General features: G+C 68.4%; 5 protein-coding genes. All 5 read left to right on the forward strand.

The window, feature by feature from the left end; all coding sequences use genetic code 11:
* Positions 1-61: 61 nt before the first annotated feature.
* The 5 genes from HPC46_RS04635 to HPC46_RS04655 are packed head-to-tail and all read left to right on the forward strand — an operon-like array spanning position 62 to position 15,710.
* Positions 62-3,502, forward strand: coding sequence for a non-ribosomal peptide synthetase (locus tag HPC46_RS04635; protein ID WP_179467377.1), 3,441 nt, complete (start codon positions 62-64; stop codon positions 3,500-3,502).
* A 41-nt stretch (positions 3,503-3,543) separates the two neighbouring features.
* Entirely contained in the window at positions 3,544-9,981 is a 6,438-nt protein-coding gene (locus HPC46_RS04640; RefSeq protein WP_179467261.1) for a non-ribosomal peptide synthetase, read from the forward strand.
* Positions 9,957-14,243: a non-ribosomal peptide synthetase gene (locus HPC46_RS04645; RefSeq protein WP_179467263.1), complete on the forward strand. Its 4,287-nt coding sequence runs from the start codon at positions 9,957-9,959 to the stop codon at positions 14,241-14,243. The genes HPC46_RS04640 and HPC46_RS04645 overlap by 25 nt, the downstream gene beginning before the upstream one ends.
* Complete coding sequence (gene mbtG, locus HPC46_RS04650) at positions 14,240-15,532, forward strand: NADPH-dependent L-lysine N(6)-monooxygenase MbtG (RefSeq protein WP_179467266.1); 1,293 nt, start codon at positions 14,240-14,242, stop codon at positions 15,530-15,532. Before HPC46_RS04645 ends, mbtG begins: the two co-directional genes overlap by 4 nt.
* A complete protein-coding gene (locus HPC46_RS04655; protein WP_179467268.1) occupies positions 15,513-15,710 on the forward strand; it encodes an MbtH family protein in 198 nt (65 codons plus the stop codon). Before mbtG ends, HPC46_RS04655 begins: the two co-directional genes overlap by 20 nt.
* The last annotated feature ends 20 nt before the right edge of the window (positions 15,711-15,730 follow it).

A 15,730-nucleotide genomic window follows, 5' to 3' on the forward strand; every position in this document is an offset into this window, starting at 1 on the left:
GGAGGCGACAGTGACCGGGGCTGAAGACGGCTCCCCACACCTGGGAGGTCCGCAAGCGGCCATGATCACCGACCGGGTCGCCGAGCTGCTCGGCATCGACCACGGCGAGATCGACCCGGATGGCGACCTGATCGCACAGGGGCTGGATTCGATCCGGATGATGACGCTGGCCGGGGGCTGGCGTAAGGCCGGCTTCGACATCGACTTCGCCAGGCTGGCCGCGGCCCCGTCGGTCCGCGCCTGGGCCGCCCTGCTCACCCCGGCCGACCGGCCCGACCCGGCGCCGGCTGCGCCCCAGTCTGCCGATGGTGAGCCCTTCCCGATGGCGCCGATGCAGCACGCGATGTGGATCGGCAGGCATGCCGACCAACAGCTGGGCGGCGTGGCCGGCCATCTCTATGTCGAGTTCGACGGCTCCGCGGTGGACCCGGAGCGGATTCGCCGGGCGGCCGCCCGACTGGCCGCCCGTCATCCGATGCTGCGCGTGCAATTCCTCCCCGACGGCACCCAGCGCATCGGCAGCGCGCCGGATCCGATTCCTGTTACGGTCACCGACCTTCGCGACGCGGACGACGCCGCGGTGGACCGACAGCTGGCAACCATCCGCGCGGCCAAGTCGCGCCAGCAGCTGTCCGGTCAGGTCCTCGAGCTGACGCTGACCCTGCTGCCGCGGGACCGCACCCGCCTCCATGTCGACCTGGATATGCAGGCCGCCGACGCGATGAGCTATCGGGCGCTGATGGCCGACCTCGCCGCGCTGTACCGCGGTGAGCCGCTTCCTGACATCGGCTACACCTATCAGCAGTACCGCCAACAACTTTCGCAGCCCGACAGTTTCGAAGCCGACCGGCAGTGGTGGGCCGCGCGGGTGCCCGAGCTGCCCGATGCGCCGGCACTGCCGCTGCGGCCGGCCGCCCAGCAGACCGACCCGAACCGGCCAGGGCGACGTTGGTACTGGCTGGATCCGGCCACCCGCGACGGGCTGTTCGACCGTGCCCGGCAGCGGGGCGTGACACCGGCGATGACGCTGGCCGCCTCGTTCGCCGACACGGTGGCCGGCTGGTCGGCCGACCCGCGCTTCCTGCTCAACGTCCCGCTGTTCGGGCGGGAACCGTTGCACGCCAACATTGATCGGGTAGTCGGTGACTTCACCTCGTCACTGCTTCTCGATATCGACCTCGCCGCTGCCGACACTCCCACCCAGCGAGCGCAGGCGGTGCAGCAGACCATGCACGAGGCGGCATCGCATGCGTCGTATCCGGGCCTGTCGGTGCTGCGAGACGTCAGCCGTCATCGCGGGACGCAAGTGCTGGCGCCGGTCGTGTTCACCAGCGCGCTCGGACTCGGTGAGCTGTTCAGCCCCGAAGTGACAACACAATTCGGCTCGCCGGAATGGATCATCTCCCAAGGTCCTCAGGTATTGCTCGACGCTCAAGTCACCGAATTCGACGGCGGCGTCCTGTTGAACTGGGACGTCAGGGAAGACGCGTTCTGCCCCGGCGTGATCGACGCGATGTTCGCCCGCCACATCGACGAGGTGCGGCGGCTGGCGCACGACGACGCGGCCTGGGAAGCCCCCCGCGAGTCGCTCCTGCCTCCGCAGCAATGCGCCGTGCGGGCAGTGGTGACGACGAGCACCACCCCCAGCGGGCGGATGCTGCACGACGGCTTCTTCGACACGGCCGCGCGCCAGCCCGACGCCCCGGCGGTCTTCAGCAGCCTGGGTGATTGGTCGTATGCGGAACTGCGGCGGCAGGCGCTGGCGGTGGCTGCCGCGTTGCGTGCCGCGGGCCTCCTAGACGGGGGCACCGTCGCGGTGCTCGGCCCGAAGACCGCTGAGCAGGTGCCTGCGCTGCTGGGGATCCATGCAGCCGGTGGGGTCTACCTGCCCATCGGTGCCGACCAGCCGGCGGAGCGGGCTCGGCGGATCGTCGCGGGCGCGACGGTGGATATCGCGTTGGTGTGCGGCACCGAACTGCCCGATATGGCAGTGCCGGCGATGACCATCGGCGAGGCCATCGCGCGGGGCTCGGGGATCGAATTGGATTTCGTCACCGGCGAACCCAGTCGGCTTGCCTACGTGCTGTTCACCTCGGGCTCGACGGGTGAGCCCAAGGGCGTCGAGGTCACCCACGACGCCGCGATGAACACCGTCGAGTTCATCACCGAACATTTCGGGCTCGGACCCGGCGACAGATGCCTGGCGCTGTCCACGCTGGAGTGCGATATCTCGGTACTGGACGTTTTCGCCACCCTGGCCACCGGCGGCGCGATCGTCGTCGTCGACGAGGAGCATCGTCGCGACCCGGATCACTGGGTGCGCCTCATCGAGACTCACGCGGTCACGGTGCTGCACTTCTTGCCCGGTTGGCTGGCCATGCTGCTCGAGGTCGCCGGACCGCTACCGACGATTCGGGTGGTCCCGACCGGCGGGGACTGGGTCACCCCGGCGATGGCTCGGCTACTGCGGGAGCGCGCTCCCGACGTGCGGTTCGCCGGACTTGGTGGGGCCACCGAGACCGCGATCCACAACACCATGTGCGAAGTGGCCGATGTGCCGCCGGACTGGACCGCGATTCCGTTCGGAAAACCCCTGCCGAACAACCGGTGTCGCGTTGTGACGGCAAGCGGCGACGATTGCCCGGACTGGGTGGTCGGTGAGCTGTGGATCGGTGGGCGTGGCATCGCCCGCGGCTATCGCGGCAGGCCCGACCTGACCGCGGAACGTTTCGTCGACCACGACGGCGTGACCTGGTACCGCACCGGTGACCTGGCCCGGTTCTGGCCGGATGGGACCTGCGAATTCGTCGGCCGAGCCGACAACCGGGTCAAGATCAGCGGGTACCGGGTGGAACTCGGTGAGGTCGAGGCAGCGCTGCAGCGGGTGCCGGGCGTGACCGGCGCGGTCGCGGTGACTGTCGCGTCCCGTTCCGGCTCACAGGACTGGCTGGCGGCGGGTGTCGTGCTCGCACCGGACTCGCCGGGGGTCGACGAACTTCGGCAACGTCTGGGGAAAGCCCTTCCGCCCCATATGATTCCGCAACACATCGAGGTGTTGGACCGCATTCCCTATACAGTCGGCGGAAAGGTCGACCGGCCGGCTGTGGTGCGGCACTTGGCCGATCACGCCGAATCCGCTGCTGGGCACCGGCCACCATCCGGGCCCCTTCAGTCGGCGCTGGCCGCCATCGTCACCCAGGTGCTCGGCGTACCGCGGCTGGGAGTCGGCGACGACTTCTTCAGTCTGGGCGGTGATTCCGTACTGGCCACCACCGTCGTCGCGCGGATCCGGCAGTGGCTGGATGTCTCCGGCGTCAGCGTCGCCGACATCTTCGCCACCCGCACCATCGAAGGCCTGGCCAACCGGCTCCGGGAACTGGAACCCGCCGGTCGGATCGAGGAGATCGCCGAGCTGTACCTCGAAGTGACCGACATGGACAGCGCTGCGGTGGCCCTGGCGCTCACGACAGCCGGCGACTCAGTGCAGCGGCCACCGGGCTGACGCCGCCGCGCTCGACGATCACCCACACCGAGGAGATCCCAATGACTGACGTTCTTGCCGCCGACCGGCAGCGCCTTGAGCTGTTGCGCCACAAGCTCGCCCAGCGCGGCTTGCTGGCAGAGCCGGCCGCGGCGGCGGACCCCGCTGCGATGACGGACGGCCAGCGCCGGATGTGGTTCGTCCACTCCATTGACACCACCGGCGCGCTGCTGAACGTCGGAGTGTCCTATCGGCTGATCGGCGATCTCGACGCCTCGCGACTTCACGCCGCGGTCGACGCCGTTGCCGCGCGCCACCCGATACTGCGCACCACCTACCGCACTGGCGCCGACGGCGAGCCGCGCGCATGCGTGCACGACGACCTGAAACCGGACTGGGCCGAGCATGATCTGCGTGAGCTCAGCGCGCAGGCCTGCGGATTGCGGTTGGAGGTCCTCGCGCAGCGGGCGTTCACCACACCGTTCGACCTGAACACCGAAGCGCCACTGCGGATCACGCTGGCCCGGATCGCGCGCGACGAGCACGTGCTGTTGCTGGCGGCCCATCACATCGCCTGGGACGACGCCTCCTGGCGGGTGTTCTTCGCCGATCTCACCAGGGCTTATCGGGACGAGGACCTCGAGCCGGCGCCAGCCGCCGAAGGACCGCTGTCCGGTACCGACGACGCCGATGTGGAGTACTGGCGGGCACTTCTCGTCGACCCACCCGAACCGCTGGAACTCCCCGGAGCCAACGGATCGGCAGTGCCCACGGAGTGGCGGGCCGACCGGTGCGCGACCCGACTGGGCACCGACACCGTCGACGCGGTGACAAGACTCGCGCGCGACACGGGCGCTACGCCGTACATGGTGCTACTCGCGGCGTTCTCCGCGCTGATGCACCGCTATACCCACGCCGATGACTTCCTGGTCGCCGCACCGGTTCTCAATCGCACCTCCGACGATGTCATCGGCTATTACGGCAACACCGTCGCACTGCGGATGCGGCCCGACCGCTGGGGCACCTTCCGCGACCTCGTTATCGCCGCCCGCGACACCGCCGTCGGTGCCTTCGCTCATCAGCGCGTCAACCTCGACCGGGTGGTGCGGGAACTCAACCCGGACCGGCGCTACGGTGTCGAGCGGATGGCCCGGGTCGGATTCGGGGTGCGCGAATCCGAGGGGCACGGCTTCAACCCGCCTGGGCTGCAGAGCCGGCGGGCCGAGTACCGCGGCCAGTTCGCCCAGCTGCCACTGGGCTTCATGGTGGAGTTCACCGGTGGCGAGGTCGAGGTGGAGGCCGAGTACCTCACCGAGGTGATCGATGCGCGGTTGGCCCGGCAACTGCTCGACAGCTTCGTCGTGCTCCTCAAAGACGCCCTGGCCGAGCCCGACCGGGTGCTGGCCGATCTGGCATTGCTGGGCGAGGCCGACAACGAGTGGCTCGAACAGGTGTCACGCGGTGAGGATTTCTACTGCCCCCCAATGACACTCGGCGAGCTGGTCGCCGAGCGGGCCGCGCTGCAACCGGACGCGATCGCGGTCGTCTACGAGGGGCGCCGCTATAGTTACCGCGAGATCAATGAAGCGGCCAACCAGCACGCACGCTGGCTCGTCGCGCAGGGGATCGGCGCCGAGGATCGGGTCGCAGTACTGCTCGAGAAATCGCCGGAGCTGGTGATCACCGCGCTGGGCATCGCGAAAGCGGGCGCAGTCTACCTACCCGTCGATCCCGAATATCCGGCCGACCGCATTGCGTACATCCTCGCCGACGCCGATCCCAAGCTGGTGGTGCGGGAGCCGATCACCGGAACCCATGAGTTGTCCGCCGACGATCTCGCGCCATCGGATCTGACGCGGCCGTTCGGGCCGGACAACACCGCCTACCTGATCTACACGTCGGGGTCGACCGGTCTGCCCAAGGGCGTGCCGGTACCGCACCTGCCCGTCGCCGACTACTTCCGCTGGTTCGCCCAGGAGTATCGGATCAGCCCGGACGACCACCTGCTGCAGGTCGCCTCGCCGAGCTTCGACGTGTCCATCGGCGAGATCTTCGGAGTGCTGGCACAAGGTGCGCGCCTGGTGATCCCGCGCAGCGACGGGTTGCGTGACATCGGCTATCTCACCGATCTGCTTCAGCGCGAGGCCATCACGTCGATGCACTTCGTGCCCTCCCTCCTCGGTCTCTTCCTGTCGCTGCCCGGAGTCGAACAGTGGCGCACCCTGCGCCGGGTGCCGATCGGCGGTGAAGCACTGCCCGGCGAACTCGCCGACAAGTTCCACGCCACCTTCGACGCGTTGCTGCACAACTTCTACGGTCCCACCGAAACCGTGATCAACGCCTCACGTTTCAAGGTCGAGGGCAGGCAGGGGCCGGGCGTTGTGCCCATCGGCACGCCGAAGATCAACACCACGATCCGTCTGCTCGATGACGCCCTACGACCGGTGCCCGTCGACGTGATCGGTGAAATCTACATCGGCGGAACCCAACTCGCACGCGGCTACCACAACCGTCCGGTGCTGACCGCCGAACGATTCGTCGCCGACCCGTTCAACCCGGGCGGCAGGCTCTACCGGACCGGTGACCTGGCCCGCCGCAACCACAACGGCGATCTGGAGTTCGTCGGCCGTGCCGACGAGCAGGTCAAGATCCGCGGCTTCCGCATCGAGCTCGGAGAAGTGGCCGCTGCGATCACGGTCGACCCCAGTGTCGGTAACGCGGTCGTGGTCGCCACCGAGCTGTCGCACCTCGGAAAGAGCCTGATCGCCTATGTGGCGCCGGCCGCCGGTGAGTCCGTCGATGTCGACCGGATCAAGAGCAGGGTCACCGCGGCGCTGCCGGAATACATGATCCCGGCCGCATACGTCATCGTCGACGAGATCCCGGTCACCGCCAATGGAAAGCTCGACCGGGCGGCACTACCGGAGCCCGAGATAGGACCAGCGGTCGACTATCGCGCGCCGGTCACCGAGACCGAACGTGCCGTCGCCGGGCTGTTCGCCGACCTGCTCGGCGCCGACCAGGTCGGCTGTGACGACTCGTTCTTCAGCCTCGGTGGACACTCGTTGCTGGCCACCAAGCTGGTCGCTGCCGTCCGCGAGGCATGCGGTGTCGAGGTCAGCGTGCGCGACATCTTCGAGCGCGGTACCCCCGGTGAGCTTGCCACCCTGATCGATGGTCTGCGTGCTGCCCAACCGAATTCGATTCGGCCGCAGCTCATCTCCCGTGCCACCGATGCCGAGCACTCCCCGCTTTCGGCGGCGCAGCTGCGCAGCTGGTTCCAATACCGCGTCGACGGGCCGAGCCCGGTGAACAACATCCCGTTCGCAGCCAGGCTGACCGGACCGTGCGACGTCGACGCATTGGTCGCCGCCGTCGGCGACGCCGTCGCCCGTCACGAGATCCTGCGCACCGTGTACCGCGAGATCGATGGTGTGCCCCACCAGACCGTCGAGACCGCCGACGCCGTCGGTGTGCGGCGCCTGGAAGGCGCGGATAGTGCTTGGCTGACAGCACAACTCAATAGCGAGCGGGCACACCGCTTCGACCTCGAGTCAGAACTGCCCATCCGCATCGCGGTGCTGCGCACCCCCGAAGAGACCGTGCTGTCGATGGTCGTGCATCACATCGCGGCCGACCACTGGTCGGCCGGTGTGCTGTTCACCGACGTGCTCACCGCATACCGTGCACGGCGGGAGGGGCGCGCGCCATCCTGGCAGCCCCTGCCGATCCAGTATCGCGACTACGCCGCCTGGCAGGTCGAACTGCTCTCCGACGCCGAATTGATGGACGCCCAACGCGATTACTGGGTGCGGCAACTCGACGGGCTGCCGGAGGACACCGGACTGCGCCCGGATCTGCCCAGGCCGCCGATGGCCGGCGGTGCCGGCGCGGCGATTCCGCTGCGCTTCGACGCCCATGTGCGGGAGCGGCTCACCGCGCTGAGCCGCGAACTGGGCATCACCGAGTTCATGCTGCTGCAGACCGCGATCGCCGTTGTTCTGCACAAGGCCGGCGGCGGTAACGACATCCCGCTGGGCACCCCGGTGGCCGGTCGTACCGACGCCGAATTGGACCGCCTGGTCGGCTTCTTCGTCAATATCCTGGTACTGCGCAACGACCTGTCGGGCAACCCCACCTTGCGCGAAGTGCTGCTGCGGACCCGCGAGATGGCGCTGGCCGCCTACGCCAACTCCGATCTTCCGTTCGACAGGGTGGTCGACGCGGTCAACCCGGTGCGATCGCTGTCCCGTAACCCGCTGTTCGGAGTCGTCGTGCATGTCCGCGAGGAGATGCCCGAAGATCAACTCATCGAGGCCGGAGGAGACGGGGAGACCCGGTTCACCGCGCTGGAGCCGACCTTCGACGTGGCCCACGCCGATTTGAGCGTGAACTTCTTCGTCGGTGACGACGGCTACCGAGGCCACCTCATCTACCGCACCGAGCTGTACCACGATTCGACGATGCATCGATTCGCGAACTGGCTCGGCCAGGTCATCGAGGCCTTCGCCACCGACCCCGACGCGACGCTGCGGGACGTCACCCTGCTCGGGGACGCCGAGTTGGAGCAGGTGCTCGCACAGAGCCGAGGTATCCCGTCGCCGCCCGACCGGCCCCGCACCGTGCCAGGGCTGCTCGAGGCCGGCCGGGCCTGGGGGCCGGACCGGATCGCGCTGCGCTGCGGTGGCCAGCACCTCGATTATCCTGCGCTGCACCACCGTTCGGACCGCTTCGCACACCTGCTGGTGCGCCACGGTGTCGGGCCGGGCTCGCTGGTCGGGATGTCGATGCGGCGCGGGATCGATCTGGTGATCGCACTGGTCGGCATCATGAAGGCCGGTGCCGGGTTCTTCCCGCTGGATCCGACCTATCCGCAGACGCGCAAACAATTCATGCTCGACGATGTCGCGCCCGAGGTAGTGGTCGTGACCGCCGAAGCGGGTGCGTCGATGCCGGCTGCCTCTCGCGTCACACTGATCTCGATGGACGACCCGGCAGTTCGGGCGGAGCTGGACGCCACCGATCCGGTTGCGCCGCTTGCCCCGCCGCGTCCCGACGACCCGATGTACCTGATGTTCACCTCGGGCTCAACCGGCAAGCCGAAAGGCGTGGTGGGCACCCACCGGGCAATGAGCACCCGGTTGACCTGGCAGCTCAAGCATTACCCGGTGCCCGGCAGGGACATTCGGCTGGCACAAGCGCCGATGACGTTCTTGGAAGGGTGCATCGAGACACTGGCCGGGCTGGTGGCCGGATCGACGCTGATCGTCGCCGACGACGCCGAGCACCGTGACGCCGAGGCGCTGGCGGGGCTCATCGAACGGCACTCGGTGGCTCAGGTCACCGGTGTCGCCAGTCTGGTGTCGGCTCTTGTCGACAACGCGCCGGACGCCGTTCGCGCGCTACGCCGCCTGGTGACCTGCGGTGAGCCGGTCAATGTCTCACTGCTGCAGCGTCTTGTCGCCTGCGTGGGTGAGAGTTCGGCGAGAACCGTTGAGCTGCTGAATGCCATCGGTGCCACCGAAACCTCGGGCGCGTTGATCCGTGGCCCGCTGGACCTGCCCACCCCCAAGATCGGCAGGCCGATGGAGGGTTCGCAGGTCTATCTTCTCGATGACGCGCTGCAGCCGGTGCCGATCGGTGTGGTCGGCGAGCTGTACTACGCGGGCGAGCAGATCGCGCGCGGCTACTGGAAGCAACCCGGGCTGACCGCCACTCGGTTCATTCCGAATCCCTATGCAGCCGAGCCGGGCTCGCGGTTCTACCGTAGCGGTGACCGCGGCCGGTGGACCGAGGACGGCCGACTGGAATTCGTCGGCCGCACCGACCACCAGGTAAAGGTGCGCGGCTTCCGCGTCGAACTCGCCGAAGTCGAAGCGGCACTGAAGGCCGCCGACGGCGTCGCCGTCGCGGCCGCGCGTACCTGGGACGGACCCAGCGGGGCCACCCTGGCCGGCTACGTGGTTGCGCACGAACCGGTGTCCGACCCTGCCGAGTTCGCCGCCGCGGTACGCGCGTCCGTCGCTGCGGCACTGCCGGGCTACATGACGCCATCGACGATCTCCGTGCTCGCCGCGATGCCGGCGACCGAATCCGGCAAGTTGAACCGGCCCGCGCTGCCCCGGCCCGAGGTACACACCACCGGGACCAGCGAGCCGGCCAGGACCGACACCGAGCGCGCCGTCGCGGGAGCCATGGGCCAGCTGCTCGATGTGGCGGGAATCGGGCGGGACGACGACTTCTTCGCGCTCGGCGGTGACAGCATCCTGTCGGTGCAGCTGGCCGCGCGGATGCGGGCTGTCGGCCTGACCGTCGACCCGCGGATGATCTTCGAGTACCCGACCGTGGCAGCACTGGCCGGTGCGATCGAAGAGCAGGGGCCGGCCGGCCAGGCCGAGGCCGGCGCGGACACCCGGCACGAGGCGATGAGCGTTTCGGGACTGTCGGCGGGCGATCTGGACGCACTGAAATCGTCATGGTCGAAGGCGCATCCGTCGTGACCACGTCCGACATCGACGACGTCTTGGCGTTATCGCCGCTGCAGCTCGGCCTGTACTCACACGCCACGCTGATCGGCCCCGACGCCGACGACCCGTACGTCATCGCGATGACCGCGGACGTGACCGGGCCGCTCGACGTCGACCTGCTACGAGAGTGCGCTTGCGCAATGCTCGTGCGCCACCCCAATCTGCGCGCCAGCTTCTGGCATCAGGACCTCCCACGTCCTGTTCAGATCGTGCCGTCGGCAGTGGAACTGCCGTGGAAGCAGGTGCGGGCCGACGACGATCATGCGGCCGCACTCGAACAACACGAACGTAGCCGGCCGTTCACCCTGCATGACGGCCCGCTGATCCGATTCCTGCTCATCGAACTGCACGGCCAGCGCTGGCGTCTGGTGGTCACCGCACACCACATCGTGATCGACGGCTGGTCGCTGCCGGTGTTCATCGGCGAGATGCTCACCCTCTACCGCGCCGGTGGAAACCCCGACGCGTTGCCATCACCCCGGCTGTACCGCGACTACATCGGCTGGCTTGCCGATCGAGATCCTTCGGTCGGCGAACAGGTTTGGCGCCAACACCTGGCCGGTACGCCGGGACCGACGCTGCTATCGCCGGCGCTGGGCGGCGACGCTGAGGGTCGCCCGAAACGTACTGAGTTGACGCTGCCCGCCGCCGATGCCGAGAAGCTCGCCGCGGCGTCCCGCTCGCGCGGCATCACGCTCAACACACTGCTGCAGATGGCCTGGGCGCTGATCCTGTCGCGGCTGACCGACCGCGACGATGTCGTGTTCGGGGTCACCGTCTCCGGCCGTCCTCCCGAACTGGCCGGCGTGGAGACCATGGTGGGGTTGTTCATCAACACCATTCCTCTGCGGGTGCGCTTGAACCCGAACACAACTGTCGCCCAGCACTGTTCGGCGCTACAGCGAGATGCGGCCCGGCTGCGCGACCACAGTCACCTCACGCACTCACAGCTACGCGCGTTCGCCGGGGTGGGCGAGATGTTCGACACCCTGCTGGTCTATGAGAGCTTCCCGTCCTCGGGCGTGGTCGGCGGACAAGAGTTCTCGGCAGGCGCAGTGAGCTTCCGGCCGGCCGCGATGGAGAGCCTGACGCACTTCCCGGTGACGATCGCTGCCTACCGCACGGGTGCCGAACTGACGCTGCTGGTGGAGGTCACCGACAACGCGCTGGGTGTGATGACCGCTGATGTGCTTGGTGCACGGGTGCTGCAGACGATGCGCCGGCTGATCGAGAGGTGGGACCGGCCGCTGGGTGCGATCTCGATCCTGCTCGACGGCGAGGCGCGCCCGATCGGCCCACCTGAGCCGACCCACACCGAACCTCTGCGGGGGGTGGCCGACAGATTTGCCGAAGCCGCGGTGGCGCACAGCGATTCGACCGCACTGTGCTGGGAAGGCGGCCAGCTGAGCTACGGGGAGTTGCACGAACGGTCGGACCGCCTCGCCGGACTGCTCGCCGACTCGGGCGTGCGCGCCGAAACCGCGGTGGCGATCCGGCTGCCGAGAAGCGCCGACTACGTGGTGGCGATGATCGGTGTGCTCAAGGCCGGCGGGATGTACGTGCCGTTGGAACACGGTATGCCGGCCGGGCGGGTGCAGTCGATCCTCGCCCAAACCGGCGCCGCGCTGGTCATCGACGAAGACACCATGGCCGCAGTCAACACTGCACCGCGGTTCTCGACTCCCACGGCGCCAAGGCAAGCCGCCTATGCGGTGTTCACCTCGGGCACGACCGGAGAACCCAAGGGCGTCATCGGGACTCACCAAGCCCTGCTCGCCTACATCGACGATCACGTCGAGCGGATGCTGCGGCCCGCCGCCGAGCGGCTGGGCCGTTCGCTGCGCATCGGGCACGCCTGGTCCTTCGCGTTCGACGCCGCCTGGCAGCCGTTGGCCGGGCTCCTGTTCGGCCACACCGTGCACCTGATCGACGAGACCGACCGCCGCGACGCCGAGGCGCTCGTCGACATCATCGACCGGCACCGGATCGACATGCTCGACGTGACTCCGTCACTGTTCAGCAACCTGCGCCGAGCCGGATTGCTGGACCGCGGATTGCTGTCGGTGCTCGCACTTGGCGGCGAGGCAGTCGGGTCGGCGGACTGGACCGATATCCGGAAAGCCTGCACCCAAACGTTGTTGGCGGCCCACAACTGCTACGGACCCACCGAGACGACCGTCGAGGCCGTCGTCGCGGCCATCACCGACCACGACTCACCTGCCATCGGTCATCCGACCCGCTCCACCGGCGCCGTGGTGCTCGACGCATGGCTGCACCCTGTACCCGACGGCGTGGTGGGCGAGCTGTACCTGGCCGGCGAACAGGTGACCCGCGGCTACCTGGGCCGGCCCGCCGAGACCGCGACACGGTTCGTCGCCGCGCCCGGCGGCGGCCGGATGTACCGCACCGGTGACCTGGTGCGCCGGGATCGGGACGGCGCACTGTCTTTCATCGGCCGCGCCGACGCCCAGATCCAGGTCCGCGGCCATCGCGTCGAGCCAGGGGAGATCGAGGCGGTACTGGAGGACGTGCCCGGCGCTCGGCACGCACACCTCGCCGTGCACCGGCAGGCGGCAGGCCCCAGGCTGATCGCCTATGTCGCGGGTGATGTTACGGTGCCGGCCCTGCGAACCTCGCTGCGAAACCGGTTGCCGCGCTACATGATGCCGCACCGGCTGGTGGTCGTCGACACCATCCCGCTGACCGCCAACGGCAAGGTCGACGAATCGGCGCTGGCCGCGGCGGCCACCCCCGACGAGACTCCGGAGCTGCCCGGCACGCCGACGGAAGTCGCACTGGGCCACGCGATTGCGGGACTGCTGGGCCTCTCCGACATCGACATCGATGCCGACCTGCTGGAGTTGGGCCTCGACAGCATCGTCGCGCTGTCGTTGGTTCAGGCCGCGCGTCGTCTGGGACTGCCACTGCGGGCCCGACTGGTTCTGGAATGCGGCACACTTCGCGAGCTGGCGGCCGCGGTGGACCGGGATACCGCCGAAGAACTGGCCGCCGGACCGGAACCGGAGGGTCCGATCCCGGCCCTGCCCGCGGTGCACTGGTTGTACGAGCACGGCGATCCGCGCCGGCTGGCCCAGATCGAGGCGATCACGCTGCCAGCGGATGCCAGCGCCGAACGGCTGAGCCTGCTGCTGGACGGTATTGCGGCGGGGCACGAGATGTTCCGCAGCCGGCTCGATCTGCCGACCATGACGTTCCTCCCCGCTGACCGGCAGCGGATTCCGCTGACCGAGGTGGAGGTGAGCGGTGAGCTGGCCGACACGGTCACCGAGCACGCCGCCGCGGCCATCGAACGGATGAATCCGGAACGCGGACACCTGATCGAGGCGCTGTGGCTGCACCGTCCCGGTGATGCGGGAGTCCTCGTTCTTGTGGTTCATGTGCTGGCGATGGATCCCGCGTCGTGGCGCATCGTGCTCGGGGAGCTGACGGCCAACTGGTCCACACCAGGAACCCAGTTGGTCGGCGGTGAGCGGGTCAGCTATCGCCGATGGGCACAGACGCTCGCCCAGCGCGTGAGCAAGCTCGACACCGTCGACTTCTGGCTGGCGCAACTCGACGGCGAGGATCCGACACTGGGCGCCCGGCGAATTCGTCCGCGGGTGGACCGGTTCGGCGACCTCGCGATCACCGTGTCGGTCACCGAGGATGACGTCACCTCGGCACTGCTGCGTGCACCGTCGCCGATCCAAGACGTGCTGGCCGATGCGTGCGCCCGGCTGATCGCGCACTGGCGCGACCAGCGTGGCCAGGCCGGCTCCGTCCCGCTGCTGGCACTGGAGACGCACGGACGTACCGGTGCCGATGACACGGTCGGTCTCCTCAGCGCCATCTATCCGTTGCGTATCAGGCCGGGCGAGCCGATGCCCGAGATAACCGGTGAGGCAACCGACTATGCCCTGCTGCGCTATCTGCGATCCGATACTGCCGAGCGGCTCCGCGGGTTCCGCGGCCCCCAGGTGCTGCTGAATTACCTAGGCCGGCTCGACCTGGGCGCGGGTTCGTTACTGGATCGGGGATTACTCGCCGGTGTCCCGATCATGACCGAGCCCAACCTCGCGGTACGACACGAGCTGACACTCGTCGCCGCGATCGCCGGCGGAAAGCTGGTCACCCAATGGCGTACGCTATCCGACATCTTCAGTGATGCGGATGTGATTGCGCTGCAGTCGATCTGGCAAGACGTCCTCCGGGAACTGGCGGAGGTACCGCGATGACCGGGCGGCTGGCGATCCTCGGGGCCGGAGCCAAAGCCGTTGCCGTGGCGGCCAAGGCCGCGATGCTGCGCGAGATGGGCGTGGCCACACCGGAGATCGTGGCGGTCGAGCAGACTGCAGTCGCTGCGAATTGGCGGGCGGGCGGCGGCTGGACGGACGGCCGGCACCGGCTGGGCACCAGCCCGGAGAAGGACGTCGGATTCCCGTACCGCTCGACGCTCCTTCCCGGCCGCAACGCCGAACTCGACCAGCGGATGATGCGGCTGAGCTGGCAGTCGTATCTGGTGGCGACCGGGCAGTTCGCCGAATGGGTCGACCGCGGCAAACCGGCTCCCACCCACGAGACGTGGGCCGGTTATCTGTGCTGGGTGGGCGAGGCCGCGGGGCTGACCGTGGTCGAGGGTGAGGTCACCCGGCTGTCGCTGGACGGTCAGTCGTGGCTGCTGCATACCCGTGACGACACCGTCGCGGCCGACGCGGTGATGATCACCGGCCCAGGCCAGCCCGATCGATCGGTGCTGCCCGGGCATCCGCAGGTCCTCTCCATTGCCCAGTTCTGGCAGCTGGCTGCCGACCACGATCGCATCGACGCCGAACGGGTTGCGGTGATCGGTGGCGGCGAGACGGCCGCGTCGATGCTCAACGAACTGTTCAAGCACCGGGTCTCGACGATCACGGTGATCTCCCCGCAGGCGACGTTGTTCACCAGGGGCGAGAGCTTTTTCGAGAACCGGATGTTCAGCGATCCGACAGACTGGGCCGGCCTGACGGTGGCCGAACGGCGCGATGTGCTGGCCCGCACCGACCGGGGGGTGTTCTCGGCGCGCGTTCAGGACTCACTGCTGGCCGACGACCGCATCCGGCATCTGCGCGGCCGGGTCGCGCATGGTGTTGCCGCCGACGACCGGATCAGGATCACCCTGCACACCGACCGGCACGGCGAGCGGCTGGAGACGGTGCACGGGTTCGACCTGGTGATCGACGGTTCGGGGGCCGGCTCACTGTGGTTTCTGCCGCTGCTGGGCCAGGACGTGCTGGACCTGCTCGAGGTCAGGCTGAACGGCCCGCTGACCAGCGACCGGCTACAGCAGGCCATCGGCGACGACCTTGCGCTGACCGGGGTCGCGCCGAAGTTGTTCCTGCCCAATCTGTCCGGACTCAGCCAAGGCCCGGGCTTTCCCAACCTCAGCTGCCTGGGCCTGCTGTCCGACCGCGTCCTCGGCGGAGGATGCAACACCCGCCAAGCACATTCAACAACCAGGAGGAATGTTGAGTACCAATCCCTTTGACGCCGAGGATGGCCGGTTTCATGTGCTCGTCAACGACGAGGAGCAGCACAGCCTGTGGCCCGCTTTCGCCGAGATCCCGGCAGGCTGGCGGCAGGTGTTCGGCGAAGCTTCCCGCGACGAGTGTGTGCAGTTCGTCGAGCAGAACTGGTCTGACATGCGGCCCAAGAGCCTGCGCTGAGGGCCTCGACAGGCTACTTA

The organism is Mycolicibacterium vinylchloridicum (genome assembly GCF_013404075.1).
In the GTDB taxonomy this organism is placed as follows: Bacteria; Actinomycetota; Actinomycetes; order Mycobacteriales; family Mycobacteriaceae; genus Mycobacterium; species Mycobacterium vinylchloridicum.